Annotated in this window: 16 protein-coding genes and 1 pseudogene; 8 read left to right on the plus strand and 9 right to left on the minus strand. The window is 63.8% G+C overall.

Annotated elements, in window-relative coordinates; translation table 11 throughout:
• Positions 1 to 82 precede the first annotated feature (82 nt).
• The 3 genes from P9254_RS12905 (at position 83) to yihA (ending at position 1,806) form a co-directional block, all read left to right on the plus strand.
• A complete protein-coding gene (locus P9254_RS12905) occupies positions 83 to 403 on the plus strand; it encodes a hypothetical protein (protein WP_278103881.1) in 321 nt (106 codons plus the stop codon).
• A gap of 96 nt (positions 404 to 499) precedes the next feature.
• A complete protein-coding gene (locus P9254_RS12910) occupies positions 500 to 1,138 on the plus strand; it encodes a CatB-related O-acetyltransferase (RefSeq protein ID WP_278055215.1) in 639 nt (212 codons plus the stop codon).
• Positions 1,135 to 1,806, plus strand: coding sequence for a ribosome biogenesis GTP-binding protein YihA/YsxC (gene yihA / locus P9254_RS12915; protein WP_278055044.1), 672 nt, complete (start codon positions 1,135 to 1,137; stop codon positions 1,804 to 1,806). The genes P9254_RS12910 and yihA overlap by 4 nt, the downstream gene beginning before the upstream one ends.
• Before the next feature lie 157 nt (positions 1,807 to 1,963).
• On the opposite strand, the gene P9254_RS12920 is transcribed toward yihA, so the two are convergent.
• Positions 1,964 to 4,417: a DNA translocase FtsK gene (locus P9254_RS12920; RefSeq protein WP_127247475.1), complete on the minus strand. Its 2,454-nt coding sequence runs from the start codon at positions 4,415 to 4,417 to the stop codon at positions 1,964 to 1,966.
• 217 nt (positions 4,418 to 4,634) lie between these two features.
• Positions 4,635 to 5,333, minus strand: a complete 699-nt coding sequence (locus P9254_RS12925) for a TetR/AcrR family transcriptional regulator (RefSeq protein ID WP_067323814.1) — start codon at positions 5,331 to 5,333, stop codon at positions 4,635 to 4,637.
• Positions 5,334 to 5,468: 135 nt separating this feature from the next.
• Between P9254_RS12925 and P9254_RS12930 the strand changes: the two genes are divergently transcribed.
• Together P9254_RS12930 and P9254_RS12935 are read left to right on the plus strand one after the other, a co-directional pair.
• Positions 5,469 to 6,653, plus strand: coding sequence for an HlyD family secretion protein (locus P9254_RS12930; protein ID WP_067323813.1), 1,185 nt, complete (start codon positions 5,469 to 5,471; stop codon positions 6,651 to 6,653).
• A gap of 116 nt (positions 6,654 to 6,769) precedes the next feature.
• On the plus strand, positions 6,770 to 8,374 hold the full coding sequence (locus P9254_RS12935) for a DHA2 family efflux MFS transporter permease subunit (RefSeq protein ID WP_278055047.1): 1,605 nt from the start codon (positions 6,770 to 6,772) through the stop codon (positions 8,372 to 8,374).
• A 93-nt stretch (positions 8,375 to 8,467) separates the two neighbouring features.
• On the opposite strand, the gene msrB is transcribed toward P9254_RS12935, so the two are convergent.
• From msrB to P9254_RS12955, 4 genes are all read right to left on the minus strand, one after another.
• Entirely contained in the window at positions 8,468 to 8,971 is a 504-nt protein-coding gene (gene msrB / locus P9254_RS12940; protein ID WP_067323811.1) for a peptide-methionine (R)-S-oxide reductase MsrB, read from the minus strand.
• Positions 8,972 to 9,166: 195 nt separating this feature from the next.
• Positions 9,167 to 9,724 carry a fasciclin domain-containing protein gene (locus tag P9254_RS12945; protein WP_278055048.1) on the minus strand — a complete coding sequence of 186 codons (558 nt, stop codon included), beginning with the start codon at positions 9,722 to 9,724 and terminating at the stop codon, positions 9,167 to 9,169.
• A 207-nt stretch (positions 9,725 to 9,931) separates the two neighbouring features.
• Positions 9,932 to 10,654 (minus strand): anti-sigma factor, encoded by a 723-nt coding sequence (locus P9254_RS12950; protein ID WP_278055216.1) that lies wholly within the window; start codon positions 10,652 to 10,654, stop codon positions 9,932 to 9,934.
• Entirely contained in the window at positions 10,651 to 11,190 is a 540-nt protein-coding gene (locus tag P9254_RS12955; protein WP_095831850.1) for a sigma-70 family RNA polymerase sigma factor, read from the minus strand. The genes P9254_RS12950 and P9254_RS12955 overlap by 4 nt, the downstream gene beginning before the upstream one ends.
• Before the next feature lie 176 nt (positions 11,191 to 11,366).
• Here P9254_RS12955 and P9254_RS12960 point away from each other — a divergent pair.
• Together P9254_RS12960 and argB are read left to right on the plus strand one after the other, a co-directional pair.
• Positions 11,367 to 12,862 (plus strand): annotated as a pseudogene (locus tag P9254_RS12960) (amidase).
• Positions 12,863 to 13,103: 241 nt separating this feature from the next.
• Complete coding sequence (gene argB, locus P9254_RS12965; protein ID WP_067003018.1) at positions 13,104 to 13,997, plus strand: acetylglutamate kinase; 894 nt, start codon at positions 13,104 to 13,106, stop codon at positions 13,995 to 13,997.
• Between the two features lie 7 nt (positions 13,998 to 14,004).
• On the opposite strand, the gene bchE is transcribed toward argB, so the two are convergent.
• Positions 14,005 to 15,573, minus strand: a complete 1,569-nt coding sequence (gene bchE, locus P9254_RS12970; protein WP_278055049.1) for a magnesium-protoporphyrin IX monomethyl ester anaerobic oxidative cyclase — start codon at positions 15,571 to 15,573, stop codon at positions 14,005 to 14,007.
• Between the two features lie 325 nt (positions 15,574 to 15,898).
• On the opposite strand from bchE, the gene P9254_RS12975 reads away from it, so the two are divergent.
• The gene (locus tag P9254_RS12975; protein WP_278055050.1) at positions 15,899 to 16,969 is read left to right on the plus strand and encodes a class I SAM-dependent methyltransferase; all 1,071 of its coding nucleotides are present in this window, start codon (positions 15,899 to 15,901) and stop codon (positions 16,967 to 16,969) included.
• A 125-nt stretch (positions 16,970 to 17,094) separates the two neighbouring features.
• On the opposite strand, the gene P9254_RS12980 is transcribed toward P9254_RS12975, so the two are convergent.
• Positions 17,095 to 19,074 (minus strand): putative bifunctional diguanylate cyclase/phosphodiesterase, encoded by a 1,980-nt coding sequence (locus P9254_RS12980; RefSeq protein WP_278055051.1) that lies wholly within the window; start codon positions 19,072 to 19,074, stop codon positions 17,095 to 17,097.
• A 386-nt stretch (positions 19,075 to 19,460) separates the two neighbouring features.
• Positions 19,461 to 19,937, minus strand: a complete 477-nt coding sequence (locus tag P9254_RS12985; RefSeq protein ID WP_067003023.1) for an Lrp/AsnC family transcriptional regulator — start codon at positions 19,935 to 19,937, stop codon at positions 19,461 to 19,463.
• Positions 19,938 to 20,018 lie beyond the last annotated feature (81 nt).

The following is a 20,018-nucleotide window of genomic DNA, read 5'->3' on the forward strand; positions in this document are numbered from 1 at the left end:
TGTGCAAGACCGGCTAAGCCGCCTGGAGCAAACGTCGCGCCGACGTGGCGCAACTGAAGGCCGGCAGAGGCACGCACGAAAAATGAAGACGAACCGGCTCAGGATCGCGACCGTGACTGCCCTGCTGACATGCGCGTTTCCGGCCGCCGCCAAGGAAGCGGTGAGCTGCGGCGGCGCGGCAATGCTCGGCGGCGCGCAACTCAACTGCAGCCACGTGCAACCCAAGGCTCCGCCGCAGTTCTGCACATATAGCTGGGCCCTGCACACCTCGGCCGGCGACCAGAAAGTCGTCGACGGCAGTTTCACGCTGCCGCCCGGCGCCTCCAACGCCCAGGTCTATCAGGGCAGCGGTTTCGACAGCGCGCTTTCCAACCCGATCGTGATCTGTCGCGGCAGCCGCTGAGCGCGGGTTGGTGCTGCAGCCGGATCACGGTAGTTTGATCGGGAGACAGCGTCGCCAGGGCGCCGCCTCGTGCCTGCCAACTACGGACTGACCGCGATGACCGGACCCAACCCCAACATCAAGCATCCCATTGCGATGCATCCGCGCGTCGGCTTCCTGAAGCCGCTGGTCAATGCGCCGAACATCGAGATCGGCGACTTCACCTATTACGACGACCCCGACGGCCCGGACAAATTCGCCGAGAGGTGCGTGCTGCACCACTATCCCTTCATCGGCGACAGGCTGATCATCGGCAAGTTCTGCGCCATCGCCGAGGGTGCCCACTTCATCATGAACGGCGCCAATCACGCGATGTCCGGCTTCTCCACCTATCCGTTCAACATTTTTGGCCATGGCTGGGAGGAAGGTTTTGACCCCGAGACCTGGTCGAAAGAGATCCGCGGCGACACGGTCGTCGGCAATGACGTGTGGATCGGCATGGATGCGGTGATCATGCCGGGCATCGAGATCGGCCATGGCGCGATCGTCGCCGCGAAATCGGTTGTCACGCACGACGTGCCGCCCTATGCGATCGTCGCCGGCAATGCGGCCAAGGTGGTGAAGATGCGCTTCGATGAGTTCACGGTGCGACGGCTTTTGAAAGCGGCCTGGTGGAACTGGCCGGTCGACAAGGTCAGCCGCAACCTCAACGCCATTCGAGGCGCCGACATTTCCAAGCTGGAGGCCGCCGTTTGAACGCGCCGGACAAAACCACGAGCGAAACTGCCATAAGTCCGGAGCTGTTCACCCGCGCGTGGATCTTCATCCGCGGCGTGCCGTCGATGAAATTCCTGCCGCCGGAAGGGCCGCCGGAGATCGCGTTTGCCGGCCGCTCCAACGTCGGCAAGTCGTCGCTGATCAACGCGCTGGTCGGCCAGAAGGGGCTGGCGCGCACCTCCAACACGCCCGGACGGACGCAGGAGCTGAACTATTTCGTGCCGGACGGCTTCTCCGGCGAAGGCGCCGACCTGCCGCCGATGGCGCTGGTCGACATGCCGGGCTACGGCTACGCCAGCGCGCCGAAGGACAAGGTCGACGCCTGGACGAAGCTGATCTTCGAATATCTGCAGGGCCGCGTCACGCTGAAGCGCGTCTATGTGCTGATCGACTCCCGGCACGGCATCAAGGCCAAGGACGAGGAGGTGCTGTCGCTGCTCGACAAGGCGGCGGTGTCCTACCAGATCGTGCTGACCAAGACAGATAAGATCAAGGCGGCCGGCGTGCCGAAGCTGATCGAGGAGACGCTTGCCAAGATCAAGAAACGGCCGGCGGCGTTCCCGGCGGTGCTCGCGACTTCGTCGGAAAAGGCCTCAGGGCTCGAGGATCTGCGCGCGGCGATCGCCTTGGTGGCGAACGGCGGCTGACGCATTTTTCGCCTTGGAGCAGGGCAGCCGCGTACTGCGCTCCCCCTCACCCAGTCTCCGCTTCGCCCGGCTGACCTCTCCCCGAGGGCCCCAGATAGACAAGGACGGGCAGGACCAGCCGCGATCGGCCGACCTGACTGCGCGCCCTAACGCCCGCTCAATCCGTCTCGTCGCGCTCCGGCGCATGGTCGCGCCGGCCGGCAAGGATTTCGCGCTTGCCGACATGGTTGGGCGCGCCGACCAGGCCTTCCTTCTCCATGCGTTCGACCAGCGAGGCGGCGCGGTTATAGCCGATGCCGAGGCGGCGCTGGATGTAGGAGGTCGAGCATTTCTTGTCGCGCTTGACCACTTTGACCGCTTCCTCATAGAGGGCGTCGCCATCCTCGGCGTCGATCGAGCCCTTGTCGAAGACTGGACCCGTGTCGGCCGGATCTTCTTCCTCTTCCTCGCCGGCGGTGACCGTATCGAGATATTCCGGGCGGCCTTGCGCCTTCAAATGCGCCACGACGTGTTCGACCTCGAGATCGGAGACGAAGGGACCGTGCACGCGCACGATGCGCCCGCCGCCGGCCATGTGCAGCATGTCGCCCTGGCCGAGCAGTTGCTCGGCGCCCTGCTCGCCAAGGATGGTGCGGCTGTCGATCTTGGACGTCACCTGGAAGGAGATACGGGTGGGGAAATTGGCCTTGATGGTGCCGGTGATGACGTCGACCGATGGGCGCTGTGTGGCCATGATCAAATGGATGCCGGCGGCGCGCGCCATCTGCGCCAGCCGCTGGATGGCGCCTTCGATCTCCTTGCCGGCCACCATCATCAGGTCGGCCATCTCGTCGACGATGATGACGATGTAGGGCATCGGGGCGAGGTCGATCTCCTGCTCCTCGAACAGCGGCTCGCCCGTGCCCTTCTCGAAGCCGACCTGCACCTGCATGACGACGACCTCCCCCTTGTCGCGGGCGGCCGCGGCGCGCTGGTTGTAGCCGTCGATGTTGCGCACGCCGAGGCGCGCCATCTTGCGGTAGCGCTCCTCCATCTCGCGCACCGCCCATTTGAGCGCGGTGACCGCTTTCTTGGAATCGGTGACGACCGGCGTGAGCAGATGCGGGATGCCGTCGTAGACGGACAATTCGAGCATCTTGGGATCGACCATGATGAGGCGGCACTCCGCCGGCTTCATCCGGTAGAGCAGCGATAGGATCATGGTGTTGATGGCGACCGACTTGCCCGAGCCGGTGGTGCCGGCGACCAGCAGATGCGGCATCTTGGCGAGGTCGGCGATGACCGGCTCGCCGCCGATGGTCTTGCCCAGCCCCAGCGCCAACTTACACGATGTGTTGCGGAAGCCGGCCGATTCGATCAGCTCGCGGAAATAGACCGTCTCGCGCGTTTCGTTGGGCAGCTCGATGCCGATGACGTTGCGGCCCGGCACCACCGCGACGCGCGCCGAGATGGCCGACATGGAGCGGGCGATGTCGTCGGCCAGGCCGATGACGCGGCTGGACTTCACGCCCGGCGCCGGCTCGAACTCGTAGAGCGTGACGACCGGACCCGGCCGGACATGGATGATTTCGCCCTTGACGCCGAAATCCTCCAGCACGCTTTCGAGCAGGTCCGCGTTCTGTTCCATCCGCTCCTGCGACATGTAGAAGCCCTGGCCTTCCGGCGGCATCTGCAGCAATTCCTCGGACGGAAGCTCGTAGCCGGCCGAAGCGGGCTGCGGCGCGACCTTGCCGGCGACGGGCAGGGGCGGCGCGGGTCTGGCGGCCTTGGCGCTCTTTGCGATGGGACGCGGCGCGACGGACTCAGGCGCGGGCGCGCGCGATTCGATTTCCCCAGGAGCGGACCGGAGAGCGGGCAGATCGACCGGCGCCGTCAGCGGGGCCAGACTTGCGGCCGGCCCGTGCGAGCGCCATTCGATGACGCGGTAGAACGAGGTCGCCTCGCCGATCGCGGCGGGGCGGAACGGGCTCGGTTGCGCCGCAGGACTCATCCGCGCGGGAGCCGCGGGCGTCTGCAAAGGATCGTTCAGCCGTGCCCGCGCCAGGCGCTCGGCGAGCAAGGGCAGGCTGAACTCGAAAAACGCATCGTCGGAAAGATAGGACCAACGAAATTTCGGCGGCTGCGGCTTTTGTGCCGGAGTGGCTACGGCCCGTGGCGGCGGCGCGGCGCTGGCCTGCTGCGGCTTGACGATGGCCTGCGGCGGCTTGGCCGGGGCGGTGGCGGCCGCGCCGGGGACTGCCCGGCCCGGATTGGTCGGCTGGGGCGCCAGCGGCGCCGGACGAATGGGAAGCCCGCGGGAAGCCACCGCCTTGGCCGGCGCTTCATCAACTGGCTCCGGTGCGGGCCGTTTGTCGGAATCCGGCGTGCGAGTGAAGCGCACATTGGGCGCGAGGAAGAAATATTGCTGCCAGGCCTGGCCGCCGAACTCGTCGCCGCCAGCCGAATCGGCGGCGTTCGATTCGCCGTCAGCGGCGGCTCGCAGCGTGACGACCTGCCCTGTTTGCCGCTGCGGCGGCACGGCAGCGCCATGGTGCCGCGCGTCTTCCGAGCTGCTGTCGTCGTTGTCGCCGTAAGCGGAAGCACCGGAAGGATTGGCACGGGTAAAACGCATGGATGTCACACTCGAGATTCATCGAACAAACGTGTCCCGAGACATAGGAACCGATGGTTAACAAGCTCTTCCGGAAGGGTCCGGGAAAAGTGCCGGTCGACGGTTCGAGTTGGGCTGGAAGAAGGAGGGTGACCGGTGGCATCGAAGTCGGCTGCCGCGGCGCCGTAGCGTCGTCAAAGCGCCTCGCGTTCCTTCGCAATCGCTGCGCGCCGCAGGTTCACGCCGAGAGCGACGCCTGCTCCTCGGCCGCGAGCTTCTCGGTGCCGTAGGCCTTCAGAAAGACGTTCACGCCGGAGCGAACGACATGCTCGATCTCGGCTTGGCTCGGCGCCTTGGTGCGGTAGGAAAAAATGCATTGGCGGAAGAGGCCGGCGAGGCAGAGCTCGGTGAACTGATAGGCGGCGAGATCGACATCGTCGATCTTCAGCAGGCCGCGTTCGACGGCTTCATTGAGGAAGATCATCACCTTGTCGTGGCCACGCTTGGGACCGCGCTCGTAAAAGCGAGCGCCAAGCTCGGGAATCCTGTCGGAAGCGCCGACCACCGTGCGCTGCGCCTGGATGACCTTGGCCGAGGTGATCTTGGCGGAGAGCACCATGCCGAACTTCACCAGCGTCTTGCGCAGGTCGTCGAAATGGTCGAGCACCTCATACATATTCTTGAAGATGGTGCCGCGCTCTTCCTCGATGAGAGCCTCGAACAGCTCTTCCTTGTTGGCGAAATAGACATAGATCGTGCCCTTGGAGACGCCGGCCTCGCGCGTGATGTCGTTCATCGACGCGGCTTCGAAGCCCTTGTCGATGAAGACGCGGCGCGCGCCTTCGATGATCTGGGCCCGTTTGATCGGATCCTGCCCGGCCGCGGGACGGCCTTTGCGCAGGTCGAGCAGATCGCTATCGGCTGTCGTTTCGACCATCGGAGTCAAACCTCACGAAATATTTCGAACCAACCGGTTCGATTTGCTCTTGATATGGGCCTCTTTCCGCGCTATGTCAATCACCAATTCGAACCGAACGGTTCAGTCTGACTGACTTGTCCCAGAGAGATTATCATGTCCTCGAACGCGCCCGCTACCGCCGAAGTCCGCAATTTCCCCAACGCCAAGGTCCAGCCGTCGACCGAAGCTCCGGAAGTGCCTGTAGTGCCCGCTCCTCCCGCGCCTGCCGAAGCGCCGGCCAAGAAGAAGCGCTCTGTCCGCTCGCTGCTGCTGCCGATCATCGGGCTGGGCCTCCTCGGCGCCGGCTCTTGGTACGGCTACGATTACTGGACCGACGGCCGGTTCATGATCTCCACCGACGACGCCTATGTCCAGGCCGACATGTCGTTCGTGTCGCCGAAAATCTCCGGCTATGTGGACAAGGTGCTGGTGAGCGAGAACCAGAGCGTCAAGGCCGGCGATCCGCTGTTCGTCATCGATGACGGCGACTACAAAATCGCGGTCGGCCAGGCGGAGGCGCAGATCGCCACGCTGGCGAAGACGCTCGACCGCATCGATGCGCAAACCAAGGCGGCGCAGGCCTCGCTGGCGCAAGCACAGGCGCAGAAGATCGCCGACCAGGCGGCGGCCGACAATGCGGCACGCGCACAGGCCCGCGCGGCGCAGCTGCTCAAGACGCATGTCGGCACGCAGGCACAACTCGACGACGCCCAGACGGCGCTCGACCAGGCGAAGGCAGCCCTCGCCGGCGCCGACGCGCAGATCACCGCCGCGCAGGCCAATATCGGCGTGCTCGAAGCCCAGCGTGCGGAATCCGCCAGCACGCTCGCCTCGCTGCAGCTCACCCGCGACAAGGCGCAGCGTGACCTTTCCTTCACCGTGCTCAAGGCGCCCTATGACGGCGTCGTCGGCAACCGCTCGGTCGAACAGGGCGACCTCGTCACGCCCGGCCAGAAGCTCGCCGTCGTCGTGCCGATGGATAAGCTCTACATCGTCGGCAACTTCAAGGAGACGCAGCTTGGCCGGCTGGTGCCTGGCGAGAAGGTCCGCATCACGGTCGATGCCATCGACGGCCAGACCTTCGAGGGCACGGTTTCGTCGCTGGCGCCGGCTTCGGGCGCGGTGTTCTCGCTGCTACCGCCGGAAAACGCCACCGGCAACTTCACCAAGGTGGTGCAGCGCGTGCCGGTCCGCATCGACGTGCCGGCCGACGTGCTGAAGACCGGCAAGTTGCGCGCCGGCCTGAGCGTCATCGTCGCCGCCGACAGCCGCACCGCGCCGGCCGCGACGACCAACTGAGCAGTTTGGGGGGCGGCCCGGTGGCCAATTGAGCGCCGAGCCGCCCAGCCTGTTTTGACGCAGTTCCGGGCGGAAAACGCCGCGCACTTTTGGAGCTGCCGCAGGGAGGCCATGAGATGGCAACCGCAACCATTACCGCAGGAGCAGCGCCGGCACGTCCGGCAGCCGTCGCCCCCGCCGACCACATGCCGGCGCGCCGCGTCATCGCCTTCCTGGCGATGGTGTTCGGCATGTTCATGGCGATCCTCGATATCCAGATCGTCTCGGCATCGCTGGCCGAGATCCAGGCCGGCCTCAGCGCCAGCTCCGACGAGATCCCGTGGGTTCAGACCGCCTATCTGATCGCGGAAGTGGTGATGATCCCGCTGTCGGGCTTCCTCAGCCGCATGCTGTCGACCCGCGTGCTGTTCACGACCGCGGCCGCCGGCTTCACAGCAGCAAGCGCGCTGGCCGCGACCGCCACCAACATCGACCAGATGATCGTCTACCGCGCCATCCAGGGCTTTATCGGCGGCGGCATGATTCCGAGCGTGTTCGCTGCCGCCTTCACCATCTTCCCGCCGTCGCGCCGCGCCGTCGTCTCGCCGATGATCGGCCTCGTGGCGACGCTGGCGCCGACCATCGGCCCGACGGTCGGCGGCTATATCAGCCATGCCATGTCCTGGCACTGGCTGTTCCTGATCAATGTCGTGCCGGGCATACTGGTGGCGACGGCTGCCTGGTCGCTGATCGATTTCGACAAGCCGAACCTCAAGCTGTTCTCCAAGTTCGACTGGTGGGGCCTGATCGGCATGGCCGCCTTCCTTGGCTGCATGGAATACGTGCTGGAGGAAGGCCCGAACCATGACTGGCTGCAGGAGCCGGCCGTCTTTGCCTGCGCCATCATCATGACCATAGGCGGTCTCATCTTCTTCTGGCGCGTGTTCACCGCCGAGGAGCCGATCGTCGATCTGCGGGCCTTCAACAATGTCAATTTCGCCTTCGGCTCGCTGTTCTCCTTCGTGGTCGGCATCGGCCTTTACGGGTTGACCTACCTCTATCCGGTGTTCCTCGGCCGCATCCGCGGTTACGATTCGATGATGATCGGCGAGGCGCTGTTCGTCAGCGGCCTGGCGATGTTCTTCACCGCGCCCGTTGCCGGCATCCTGTCGAACAAGATCGATCTCAGGCTGATGATGATGGTCGGCTTCATCGGCTTCGCCACCGGCACATGGTGGATGACGCATCTCACCGCCGACTGGGATTTTTATGAGCTCTTGATCCCGCAGATCCTGCGCGGCTGCTCGATGATGCTGTGCATGGTGCCGATCAACAACATCGCGCTCGGCACGCTGCCGCCGGAGCGGCTGAAGAATGCGTCGGGCCTGTTCAACCTGACCCGCAATCTCGGCGGTGCCGTCGGCCTGGCAGTCATCAACACGGTGCTGATCGACCGCAATGCCTTTCACTATGCAAGGCTTTCCGAGCATGTGCAGTGGGGCAGCGAGGCCGCGCAGACCAAGCTGCAGACCATGACGCTGACCTTTCAGCAAAACGCCGGCCTCGACGCCACGGCCGCCGCCATTTCAAAGCTGTCCGGCATGGTGCAGCAGCAGGCGGCGCTGTTGTCCTTCATGGACGTGTTCATGATGCTGACCGTGCTGTTCGCCTCGCTCGGATTTTTCGTGCTGTTCATCAACAAGGCGGCACAGCAAGGCGGCGGTGGCGGCGGAGGCCATTGAGGAGCCGGAACCCCCGCCTGGCGTCCTCAACGCGTGACCCCGGAAATCGTCGCCGATTTCCGGGGTCATTTCTTTGGACAGATCGCAGTCCGCTCAGGCCGCGGCGGGCTTGAAGGTCAGCGCCACGCCGTTGATGCAGTGGCGCAGGCCGGTGGGCGGCGGGCCGTCGTCGAAGACATGGCCAAGATGACCGCCGCAACGGCGGCAATGCACCTCGGTGCGCGTCATGCCGAGCGAACGGTCTTCGGTCTTGCCGATGGCATTGGGGATCTCCTGCCAGAAGCTCGGCCATCCGGTGCCGGAATCGAACTTCGTTTCCGACGGATAGACCGGCAGGTCGCATCCGGCGCAGGCGAAGATGCCCTTGCGGTGTTCGTTGAGCAGCGGGCTGGTGCCCGGATATTCGGTGCCCTCCCTGCGCAGCACGTCGAAGGCGGCATCCGAAAGGATGGCGCGCCATTCGGCGTCGGTCTTGGTGATCTCGAAGGTCTCGGCGGCCAGAGCCGGCTTCGCGCCGCCCATGTGCAACGCCGCTCCGGCTCCGATTGTGAGGGCAGTGGCGGCGGCACCGCTCCAGAGAAAGTCGCGACGGTTCATGGCCTTTCCTCCTGACGTGATCTTACAAACTAGGACGCCACCGGAAAAGCAAAAGCCGGTGACGGTTCGCGCGCCATCCCGCGTCGACCCGAGCCCTGGCGATGCGGAGCGGCGCTTGACGGCAGCACGGATCGTGGGAGGGAGACCGTGCGGCCGGCGCGGACATACGCCACTTCGCCGGCCGCACGCGCTTTGTTACATCTTCGGCAGAAGAACCTTGTCGATGACGTGGATGACGCCGTTCGACTGGCGCACGTCGGCGATTGTGACATGAGCGACGTTGCCGTTCTCGTCGGTCGCGGTGACCTTGCCCTTTTCGGACTTCAGCGTCAGGGCGCAACCGCCGACGGTCTTGACCTCATGCGCACCGCCATCGGCCTTGGCCATCTTGGCGACGTCGGCGGCCAGCGCCTTGGCGGCAATGACATGGCAGGTGAGGATCTTGGTCAGCTTGTCCTTGTTCTCGGGCTTGAGCAGCGTCTCGACGGTGCCGGCCGGAAGTGCAGCGAAGGCCTCGTTGGTCGGGGCAAAGACGGTGAAAGGACCGCGGGTCTGCAGCGTGTCGACCAAGCCGGCGGCCTTGACGGCGGCGACCAGCGTGGTGTGGTCCTTCGAATTGACGGCATTCTCGATGATGTTCTTGTTGGCATACATCGGGGCGCCGCCGACCATCGGATTGGCGGCATAGGCAACGGCGCCAAGCGCGGAAAGGCCGATTGTAGAGGCAAGCAGAAGGGTGGCGAGTTTACGCATTGTATCAGTCTCCTCGGGTTGTTTTCCCCATCCTTGGGAACGCGAGAAGATACGACGCGTCAAAAACTTAGTTTCGCGAACTTCGAAGATTTTTTATTCGTCGGCCCGGATGCAAACGTACCGCGTCTAAGCGCACGAAAGCGCTGCTGCCGACACATCTCGGGTGGATAGACTTGGGCTAGTCTCCAATTCTTTTCCGAAATGTCGTCAGATGCCCTTCAGATCGCCGGCGGCGACGACGGGGCCGGTCGGCTGGCCGGTCGGCGAACCGCCGGCCGGCTCAAGACTGACGGCGAGCACGGCGCCTTGCGCCAGCTTCTCCTGCACGGCCGGCGTGACGGCCATGCGCGCGGTCTGACCGGCCGGGATGACGCCCATCGAGACCGGCGCAGTCTTGCCCTCGATCATCCACAGCTCGAAATCCTTGCCGGCGCCGCGTTCGCCGGAAACATGCGAGAGGCCGACCTCCTGGCGCGCCGCGTCATAGACGGCAAGGTATTTGACGTTGCTGTTGTCGGCGGCGAGCGAGGCGACCAGCCTGGTTTCGGGCTGCGGCAACGGCGGATTGACGAGAGGCAGGGCGACAAAGACGGCCAAAGCGGCAAGCGCGGCCGCGGCAAGCCCGCGCCAGAAGGCGAGGCTCCCCAGCAGGCCGGTGCTGGGCGCGGCGGGGGTGGCCACTGATGAGGCAAACAGCCGCCGGTCAATCGCCGCCTTGACCGAAGCCGGCGCCTCGACCGCAGCGTAGGCGGCTGCCATCGGCGCGAAATGGGCTTCCCAGGCATCGACCAGGCGGGCAAAACCCGCCTCGGTATCGATGCGGCGGGAGGCGATCTGGCGTTCGTCGGCTGCCAGAACGCCGAGAACGTATTCGGCGGCGAGCAGGTCGTCGCCTCCGCGTTCCGGTCCGTTTTCTTCCGCCAGCGTCATCTTTCCAGGCATTCTCTCAGTTTGAGCAAGCTTCGCCGCAGCCAAGTCCGCATCGTGTTCAGCGGGACCTTGTGGCGCTCCGCCAACTCGGCATAGCTTTCGCCGTTGAGATAGGCGCCCCGGACCGCCGCCGCCCGGTCTTTCTCCAATTCGTCGAGGCAATGGTAGATGCGTTCGGTCTCGCCGCCCGCGACAGCCATGGCCTCAGGCCCCGGCGCCGGATCGGCGACCTCGAGCGCTGCATCGATATTGGCGGAAGGACCGCGCCGGGCCCTGATGCGGTCGATCGCATGGTTGCGCGCAATGGCCACCAGCCAGGAAATCGGGCTGAGATCGGAAATCGCGAAACGATCGGCCTTGGTCCAGATCTTGACGAAGACCTCCTGCAGTGCTTCTTCCGCCTCACTCTTGTCCCTCAATACACGAAGGCAGACGCCGAAAAGTTTCCCGCTGGTCTGCTTGTAGAGCAGATCGAACGCAGCCCGGTCCTTCATCGAAGTCCGGACGATCAGCTTGCTAATGTCCTGAGGCCCCATGCAGGCAAATTAGAAGATTGCGATTTATTTGCAACGGCGCGGGCGGTGTTGTCCACCCAAGGCTGTCGCGGCGCCAGTACGTGAAGTCATCTTCCGCAATGCGAGATGAACAACGCAAATCCGGATTTCGATTTGCGGCTTCATGCGATAGCCTTCGCCAAAACAGGGGAGCGGCGATGTCGATCGAACGCGTGCTTTGGGAACAGGATGCGACCGGACTTGCCGAACTCATCCACAAGGGGGAAATCTCGCCGCAGGAGCTGGTCGACGCCGCGATTGCCCGCGCCGAGGCGACAAGACCCGACATCAACGCCATAGCCACGCCGCTCTATGACGCCGCCAGGGCGCGGGCGAAGGCGATCGACCGCAAGCAGCCGCTCGCCGGCGTACCCTTCGCGCTGAAGGATCTCGGCATCGGCATCAAGGGCGTGCCGATCCATGGCGGCAGCCGCATTCCGGCCTTCACGGCCGATTTCAACTCGGTGATGGTCGAGCGCTATCTGGCCGCGGGCCTGATCCCGATCGCTACCAGCACCTCGCCTGAGCATGGGCTGCGGCTGATGACCGAATCGGCCCGCTTCGGCATCACCCGCAACCCCTGGAACACCGGCCACACCACCGGCGGCTCGTCCGGCGGATCGGCGGCGCTCGTCGCGGCCGGCGTGGTGCCGGCGGCGCACGCTTCCGACGGCGGCGGCTCGATCCGGTGCCTTCGGCCTGCAGCGGCTTGGTCGGGCTCAAGACCTCGCGCGGCCGGGTGCCGCTGACGCCGCTCACCAGCGAGAGCTGGTACGGCATGGTCGTCGACCATGCGGTCAGCCGCTCGGTGCGCGATACAGCCCTCCTGCTCGACCTGACGCACGGCGCCGATCCGCTGTCGCCTTATGCGGCGCGGGAGCCCAAGGGCGCCTTCACCGCCGCAGCGGCGCGCGATCCAGGCCGGCTCAGCCTCGCCGTCTACCGCAAATCGCCGCTCGGCCTGCCGATCTCGGCTGAGACGATGGAAGCGCTGGACACCGCGGTGGCGCTGGCGCGCGAGGGCGGGCACACGGTGGAAGAGATCGACCTGCCCTATATCGGCCGCGACTTCATCGCCGATTTCTGCAAGAGCGTCGCGTCGGCCATCGCAGGCATGATGCGTGCCGAGGCGAAGCGCGTCGGCCGCCCAGTGTCCGGCGAGGTCGAACGTGCGACGCGCGTGCTTGGTCGCCTCGGCGAAATGCTGTCCGCCGGCGAGGTCTATGACGCCGTGCAGCGGCTCAACGCCACCGCGCGGCAGATGATCGAAGACACGGCGCGCTTCGATGCCGTGCTGATGCCGATCATTGCGCACCCGCCGCTCGCCTGCGGCGCGATGGACCCGAAAGGCGCCGACGAGCTCGTCGAGAACGTCCTCGACAAATTGCATCTAACCGGGCTGCTCAGGATCAAATCATTTTTCGGCCAACTGATGGACAAGAGCCTGTGGTTCACTCCCTGGCCGGCGATCCACAATGTCAGCGGCCAGCCCTCGATCGCGCTGCCGGTGCATGTCACCGCAGGTGGCCTGCCGCTCGGCATCCAGGCCGCGGGACGGCCAGGCGACGAGGGGACGCTTTTGTCGCTCGCAGCGCAGATGGAGAAGATTTCGGGATGGCTGAAGCGCCGCGCACCGCTCAAGGTGCCCGGCTAGGTCTGTCAATATTCAGGTGATGCCGGCCTGCGAATGGCGGTCTTCTGCGCTTCCGTACTTGCGGACCAGAAAGTACGCTCCGTTCCGGTTCTCGAAATCCGCCATTCTCGACTCGGCCTGACCTGAATCTCGACAGACCTTGAAACCCGCCGATTTCGTCATTGTGAGCGCAAAGCCGTTTGCGACCTGCGGCAATTCCCGCTAAGACGCCCGCCATCCTTGCCACCTAGGGAAAGCACCGATGACGGACATCGCCGCCAACGCCGAAATGCAGGCCGCGCTGCTCTCGCGCGCGCTTCCTTATATGCAGCGCTACGAGAACAAGACGGTGGTGGTTAAGTATGGCGGCCATGCCATGGGCGACAACGAGCTCGGCAAGGCCTTTGCCCGCGACATCGCGCTGCTCAAACAGTCCGGCGTCAACCCGATCGTCGTTCACGGCGGCGGGCCGCAGATTGGCGCCATGCTCAACAAGATGGGCATCGAATCCAAGTTCGAGGGCGGGTTGCGCGTCACCGACCAGAAGACGGTCGAGATCGTCGAGATGGTGCTGGCCGGCTCGATCAACAAGGAAATCGTGGCGCTGATCAACGCCGAAGGCGAATGGGCTATCGGTCTCTGTGGCAAGGACGGCAACATGGTCTTCGCCGAAAAGGCGCGCAAGACCATGATCGACCCGGATTCCAACATCGAGCGGGTGCTGGATCTCGGTTTCGTCGGCGAGCCGGTCGAGGTCGACCGCACTCTGCTCGATCTGTTGGCCCGTTCCGAGATGATCCCGGTGCTGGCGCCGGTGGCGCCCGGCCGCGACGGCCATACCTACAACATCAACGCCGATACTTTTGCCGGCGCCATCGCCGGCGCCTGCCGCGCCTCGCGCCTGCTTTTCCTGACCGACGTGCCCGGCGTGCTCGACAAGAACAAGAAGCTGATCGACGAGCTGACGGTCGGCGAGGCCAAGGCGCTGATCAAGGACGGCACGATATCGGGCGGCATGATCCCGAAGGTCGAGACCTGCATCGAGGCGATCGAGCGCGGCGTCGAGGGCGTGGTCATCCTCAACGGCAAGACGCCGCATTCGGTGCTGCTCGAGCTGTTCACCGAGCACGGGGCCGGCACGCTGATCGTGCCGTAGCGATTATTTAGCCGGCTAGCCTTCTGCTTTCGGCGACCCGCTTATCTTCCGCGACGGGCAGGGCCGGCTTTCGCGCCGGGCGCTGAAAGACCATCGATTCCTCGTCGGCGTCCTGCGGCGCGCCCCAGAATTCGGCAAGCGTCGGGCCCGTGGCCACGCGGCGGTCCCGCACCAGAAAACCCCAAACCTCACGGAACCAGACGCGGCGGCCCATATTGGTGTACCAACGCATCGAATGCCGCTGCTCTGGGTCCGGATGGAAAAGGACGCGCGCCAGCGCTTTCGGCCGTGACTGCACGGCAAGCTCGATCAGTTTGACGGCGAAGAACAGCATCCACGGCTTCAGCCGGGTCATATGCAGCACCTGGTGCTTGTAGTCCCAGAGCCGGACGTCCTTCTGGATCACCCTGCGATCCTTGGCGATGCGGAAGAACGGCGTCCAGCGATGCGGCGTCACATAGAGCGCCTGGATCTGGTCGGGATCATAGGCGATGAGCTGGCGAAAGCCGCGCCAGAGATCGCGAAAACCCTCATCCTCGAAGCCAACGACCCAGGTCGCCATGGACAATATGCCGTGCCGGCGAAGCAGCCGGATCGCCTCGCGGTCGGACTTGGTGCTGCCGCCCTTGCGGATCAGCGACAGTGTGGCCTCGTCGGTGTTCTCCATGCCGAGCAGCCAGCGGATGACGCCGGCCTTGCGATAAAGGTGCAGGATATCGGCATCGCGCACGATATCGTCGGCGCGCGTCGAGCCGACGATCAGCACCGGCACGTTCTCGGCGATCATCGCATCGAGAAAGGCGCGCCAAGCCTTCTTCGAGGAGGTGGGGTTCTCGTCGGCCAGATTGACCAGTTCGACGCCATACTCGCGGTGCAGCCAGGCGATCTCCCTGGCGAAGCTGGCCGGGTCGCGATGTCGCCAGCGGGTCCAGAAGCCGCGCTGGCCGCAATAGTTGCACAGATGCGGACAGCCGCGCGAGAACTGCATGACCACGGCGCGCTTGCCGCCCCAATAGCTGTAGCGGCCATGGTCGATCAGCTCCCAGCCGATGCGGCAGGCGTCGAGATCGGTAATCGTCATCGCAGGCGGCGCCGCAAAGGGTCGGCCGCAATCGTCGCGATAGGCGATGCCGGCGACACCCGACACCGGCCGGCGCCTTTCCAGCGCCTCGACCAGCGCCAGCGCGGTCGCCTCACCCTCGCCGCGCACGATGAAGTCGAAGACGTCCGTTGCGGCGAGCACGTCGCGCCAGTGATAGGTCGGGAAGACGCCGCCATAGAGGATGACGACCCCTAGCGCGCGGGCTTTGATCATTTCCGCGATCCGCAGCGCGGTCGGATGCGCCGAGGTCGAGCCGGAATGGCCGATCAGGACGAAATCCGGATTATCGCTCAGGGCCTCATCGACGAGCGTGGAAAGCGGCATCGGCCCTAACTCCGCATCGACCAGGCGCACCCGATGGCCGGCATCGAGCAGCGGACCGCCGATCGCCAGCAGACCCAAAGGCGGCAGGTGATCGTCGGGCACGCGGCTGCCGATGGCCGTATGCGGCGGGTTGACCAGCACGATGTTCATGGCGGACCTCCGTTGCGTCGGTCCGCCGGTCGTATTTGGCGATGTCGAAGCCGCCTGGGCGCGGTTCAGCAGTTTCGATGCAGCTTTCCCACAGATTTGATGGGCACACCCGAAACGTCGCGCAGAGCGGGAGACGGCGTCAGCCCAGTGCATAACAAAAGGTTAAGGACGTGCGCGTTGCGCAGCTCGATCGAGCTCTGGTTTTCGGCGCTTCAAACCTTCGGCAAGGAGAGTATTAGCAGAAACTAATGCAGTTGACCCTAAACTTTTATTAAAACTCTAGGCATTTATAATTGTCGGTGGGGGACCACAAGGAAATGCCCATATGGCGCTGAATCCCGATCTGAAAATCGATGAGGCGAGCCTCATCACATCGACGTTGATCAAGAAGCACAAGGCGGCGTCCGCGGAGGCGGTCGACGCCGCCGAGCTCAAGGCGCGGGCGGCCCAGCTCGCCCTGGTGCTGGACCTCGCTCATCAGGCTTTCGCGCGCCAGGAGCCCGCAGGGCAAATCGTCGAGCGCCTGGCGGGTCGACTGCATGAACTGCGCCGGGAGGTCGCTCCGGCTCTTTGGCAGGAACTGATCCCGCTCACTCAGCAGCACCGCGTGGCGGCCTACCTGAAGCAGGATCCGTTCACGCGCTGGTCCTTCGAAAAGCCGCGCGGCTATTCGGGCGACGCGACGCTGCTGGACATCTACTACAAGCACCCGAGCGCCGACGAGATCGTGGCATCGTCGAGCGAACTCGGCCGCGAGATCTTTGCCTATACGAGCGAAGCGGCAAGCTCGGTGGCGGGGCGCGAGCGCCGCGAGATACTGGCCAAAACGGTCGACGAAACGGCTGCCCGGGTAGAAAACGCCGAGGTGCTGGCAATCGCCTGCGGCCATTTGCGGGAAGCCGAACTCTCAAAGGCGCTCGCCGAGAGAAGGTTAAAGCGCTGGATCGGTCTCGACCAGGATCCGGTGAGCGTCGGCACGGTCAACCGCGACCTCACCGGTACGGCAGTGGAAGCCGTGGACGGATCCGTGCGCGGTCTTTTGCGGCGCGCCTACCCGCTTGGCACATTCGATCTCGTCTATGCTTCCGGGCTGTATGACTACCTGCCGCTTCCGGTCGGCGCACGGCTGCTGCAGCGCGCCATGGAACTGGTCAAGCCGGACGGCGAATTCCTCTTCGCCAATTTCAGCGACGAGATCACGACCGACGGGTACATGGAAACGTTCATGGACTGGCCGCTCATCCTGCGATCGGCCGGCGACATGTGGGACATCATCAATGCCGCGGTGGATAAGAACCGCGTCGAAGCCGAGGTCTATTACGGATCGAATAGGAACATCGTCTACGGCAAGATCCGCAAACGCGTGGATTTCGCGGCGCCCGCCATGGAGCGGTAGCGGAGCCGCTTCACATCCGGATTTTCAAGTCGGGCCGTGCAGCGGCCCGGCTTTCTGATGCATCGCGCGGCGTCCTCGTTTCGCCGAGATGGCGCCGCCCTACATTCCTGCCGCACTGCTTTGAGTTAAGCGACGAGGTCCTGCCTGGCCTGCATGATCTCTTCGATCGGGACGGGACGTCCGGTCAGGAAGCCCTGGATCGACTGGATGCCCATGTGCTGCAGCAAATTCTGCTGCTCTTTCGTCTCGACACCCTCGACAAGGACCGTATGGCCCAGATTGCGCAGCAGTCTGACCATGTCCTGCAACAGGCTCAAGCCTCGAACCGTCTGGCAATCGTGCAAGAAACTCCGATCGATCTTGACGACGTCGAACTTGAAACGACGGAGCCAGGCCAGACCTGCAAATCCGGTTCCGAAATCATCGAGCCAGATCTGAACGCCCAAGGTTCGAAGCTGCTCGATACTTCTGGCGGCCTGCGCCTCCAGGGATATATCGCTGCCTTCCGTGACCTCGAGCGCCAGCCTCTGAGGCGCCATGCCGTGGCGACCAAGGATCTCGGTGACGTGAAGCGGGAAATTCGGAGCCTTGAGCTGGACGACCGAGACGTTCACGGACACGACCGATCCCAATCCGTGCTCGACCATGTCGCCGCAAGCCCGATCGATCACCCACATCCCGAGTTCCTCGATCCCGCCGGTCTGCTCGGCGACAGGTATGAACACGGACGGGCTGATCACGCTGCCGTCGAAGTCGCGCAGCCGCATCAACGACTCATGGCCAAGCACCTTGCCGGATATCGCATCGCAGATCGGCTGATAGACCACGGAGACCAGTCCCTCCGAAACGGCTTGCTTGAGCAGTTCCGAAAGATTCTGGCTGGCGCGCTTCTGATCGATGGCCTGCGCATCATAGATGGTGAAGGTCGCGCGACCGGAAAACTTGGAGGCGTAAAGCGCGCGATCGGCCTCCTGCAACAAGATCCGAAGCTCTATGCTTTGATCGGCGCGCGTCAACGAGGCGCCAGCGCTGATGGTGACGATGTTGAGTTTATCGTCCCGATCGGGATGGGAGATGTTCAAGTCCTCGACGGCCCGGCAGAATTGATGGGTCACCTCGCGCAGGTGATCCGGTCCGGCGACCTTGCAGAGCACGACGAATTCTTCGCCGCCGTACCGTCCCGCGATGGCGTGATTGGACGCCGCCGTCTCGTCGAAGGCTCGGGCAAGCTCGATCAGGCAGTCGTCGCCGGCCTGATGGCCGAGCCGGTCGTTGAACCGCTTGAAGTAGTCCACGTCCATGAGAATGACGCCTATTTCGTCATTGTCCCTGGCCCATTCCTTGCACAACTCCGCGAATTCTCGGGTGATCGCCCTGCGGTTCTTAAGCCCGGTAAGCGGGTCGGTGTCTGCGATCTCGATGAGCTTTTGACCATTTTCGATGGCGACCTGCTCCTGGATCTGCGCCTGAAGGGCATGCAGGAAGGTTTGGTAGCGCTCCATGCTGAGGCGCCATGACAGATAAAGCGACAAAACAAGGCAATTCACGAAATAGGTTGCAAGCACCAGACGGGTGCCAAGATCGGCTTGAAGCAAGAACAGCGTGGCGCCGAGGAATGCTATTGTCACGGTTGCGGACGACAGCGCCGAGAGCCATAGCCGGAAGTTGAAGAAAAGGTTGGCACCGAGAATGAAAACCGTGCCGAAGATGATGAAATGGGACAGCGCCTCCTGATGCGTCGTTCCGAGGGCCGACAGCAGCCATCCGATCGCGCCCGCCACGATCGCCAGAGCAGCAACGTAGTGCAGAGTGGTGACGGCAAAATCGCGTCGAGCAACAAGTTCGACAAGCACCAGGAAGGTCAATCCCAACGTCAGGCGCGTCAGAATCACACGGTCGGCAATGTCCGGGAAAAGGAACCAGTCAAAGGCCCCGTAGCATATGTAGCTCAACACGGCCGCCGCTATGCCCCAGCGCACGACCTTGCGATTCTGATCCGCGTTCTTCTGCAGCAGCATCGCAAAAAGCGTCGGATCGGCGGATTTCCACGGCGGGCGTGAAATCGCTTCAGTGACCCTCTGAGCCACGTCCTCCGTCAGTTGCATGCAATGCTCCTTTGCGATCATCCTCCGCATGAACGGGTTCGAGCAAGCGAAGTCCGTCAAGTCCTTACGGAAGGACGAAGGCAAGCCTGGTTCATTAAAAGACACTAATGTTGCTAACCGCCGGTAAACGGATCATGCGATTGCACCGGCACAGCGACCCGCTAAGGATTCCATGCAACAATCGTGAGTTACCGAATAATGCATGGTCACACTTTCTCCAGATCGCAAGAGACGACGCACGAAACATTGCGTAAATTTCCGAGCGCGTCTTTTGTTAAGGTTCGTGTAACCTTAATTTCAGTTGATATCGGGGAAATCGTCCCGAAGTAGATTCGCTCCGACCACATTGTCGGGCCGTTCTTTGCGGAGAACCGTTTCGGGTACGATTACCGCCGCAGATGGCTGAGCGGCACGTGGCCTGGCCCCTTGATGTTCTGCAGCACAAGCTGGGTATGGACGTCGCGGACGCCGGGCAGCCGCATCAGTCGGTGCATGACGAAAGCATTGAGATCGTCCACCGACGGCACCATCACATGCAGCAGGAAATCGTGGTCGCCGGTCATCGTCCAGCAGGACGAGACCTCGTCCATGCGCTGCACGGCGGCGATGAAGCTTTCCGGCGAGCCGTCGCTGTGGCTCACCAGGCGGACCTGGATGAATACCTCGACCGTCAGCCCCAGCGCGCGTCGGCTGAGCACGGCGGCAAAGCCCTTGATGATGCCGGCGCCTTGCAGCGCCTCGAAGCGCCGAGCGCAGGGAGTGGTCGACAGGCCGATCTCCTGCGCGAGTTCCGACACGGCCTTGCGCCCGTCGCGCTGCAGGGTGTCCAGCATTCTTATTTCGAACTCGTCCAACTGAGGCATTTTCCCTCCTAAACGTTTAAATTTGAGCGGAGTTTACCTCAAAATCCCTCGCGTGGCTACAAAGAAGGCTGATTTGCCTCA

This window comes from Mesorhizobium sp. WSM4983, assembly GCF_029625765.1.
Lineage (GTDB): Bacteria > Pseudomonadota > Alphaproteobacteria > Rhizobiales > Rhizobiaceae > Mesorhizobium.

Coding starts and splice junctions, on each gene's coding strand:
- P9254_RS12930 (WP_067323813.1), top strand. CDS start 5,469: ATGTCCTCGAACGCGCCCGCTACCGCCGAAGTCCGCAATTTCCCCAAC.
- P9254_RS12945 (WP_278055048.1), bottom strand. CDS start 9,724: ATGCGTAAACTCGCCACCCTTCTGCTTGCCTCTACAATCGGCCTTTCC.
- P9254_RS12925 (WP_067323814.1), bottom strand. CDS start 5,333: ATGGTCGAAACGACAGCCGATAGCGATCTGCTCGACCTGCGCAAAGGC.
- P9254_RS12950 (WP_278055216.1), bottom strand. CDS start 10,654: ATGACGCTGGCGGAAGAAAACGGACCGGAACGCGGAGGCGACGACCTG.
- P9254_RS12985 (WP_067003023.1), bottom strand. CDS start 19,937: ATGCCTCAGTTGGACGAGTTCGAAATAAGAATGCTGGACACCCTGCAG.
- P9254_RS12905 (WP_278103881.1), top strand. CDS start 83: ATGAAGACGAACCGGCTCAGGATCGCGACCGTGACTGCCCTGCTGACA.
- bchE (WP_278055049.1), bottom strand. CDS start 15,573: ATGAACATCGTGCTGGTCAACCCGCCGCATACGGCCATCGGCAGCCGC.
- P9254_RS12955 (WP_095831850.1), bottom strand. CDS start 11,190: ATGGGGCCTCAGGACATTAGCAAGCTGATCGTCCGGACTTCGATGAAG.
- P9254_RS12975 (WP_278055050.1), top strand. CDS start 15,899: ATGGCGCTGAATCCCGATCTGAAAATCGATGAGGCGAGCCTCATCACA.
- P9254_RS12980 (WP_278055051.1), bottom strand. CDS start 19,074: ATGCAACTGACGGAGGACGTGGCTCAGAGGGTCACTGAAGCGATTTCA.
- P9254_RS12935 (WP_278055047.1), top strand. CDS start 6,770: ATGGCAACCGCAACCATTACCGCAGGAGCAGCGCCGGCACGTCCGGCA.
- argB (WP_067003018.1), top strand. CDS start 13,104: ATGACGGACATCGCCGCCAACGCCGAAATGCAGGCCGCGCTGCTCTCG.
- P9254_RS12920 (WP_127247475.1), bottom strand. CDS start 4,417: ATGCGTTTTACCCGTGCCAATCCTTCCGGTGCTTCCGCTTACGGCGAC.
- P9254_RS12910 (WP_278055215.1), top strand. CDS start 500: ATGACCGGACCCAACCCCAACATCAAGCATCCCATTGCGATGCATCCG.
- msrB (WP_067323811.1), bottom strand. CDS start 8,971: ATGAACCGTCGCGACTTTCTCTGGAGCGGTGCCGCCGCCACTGCCCTC.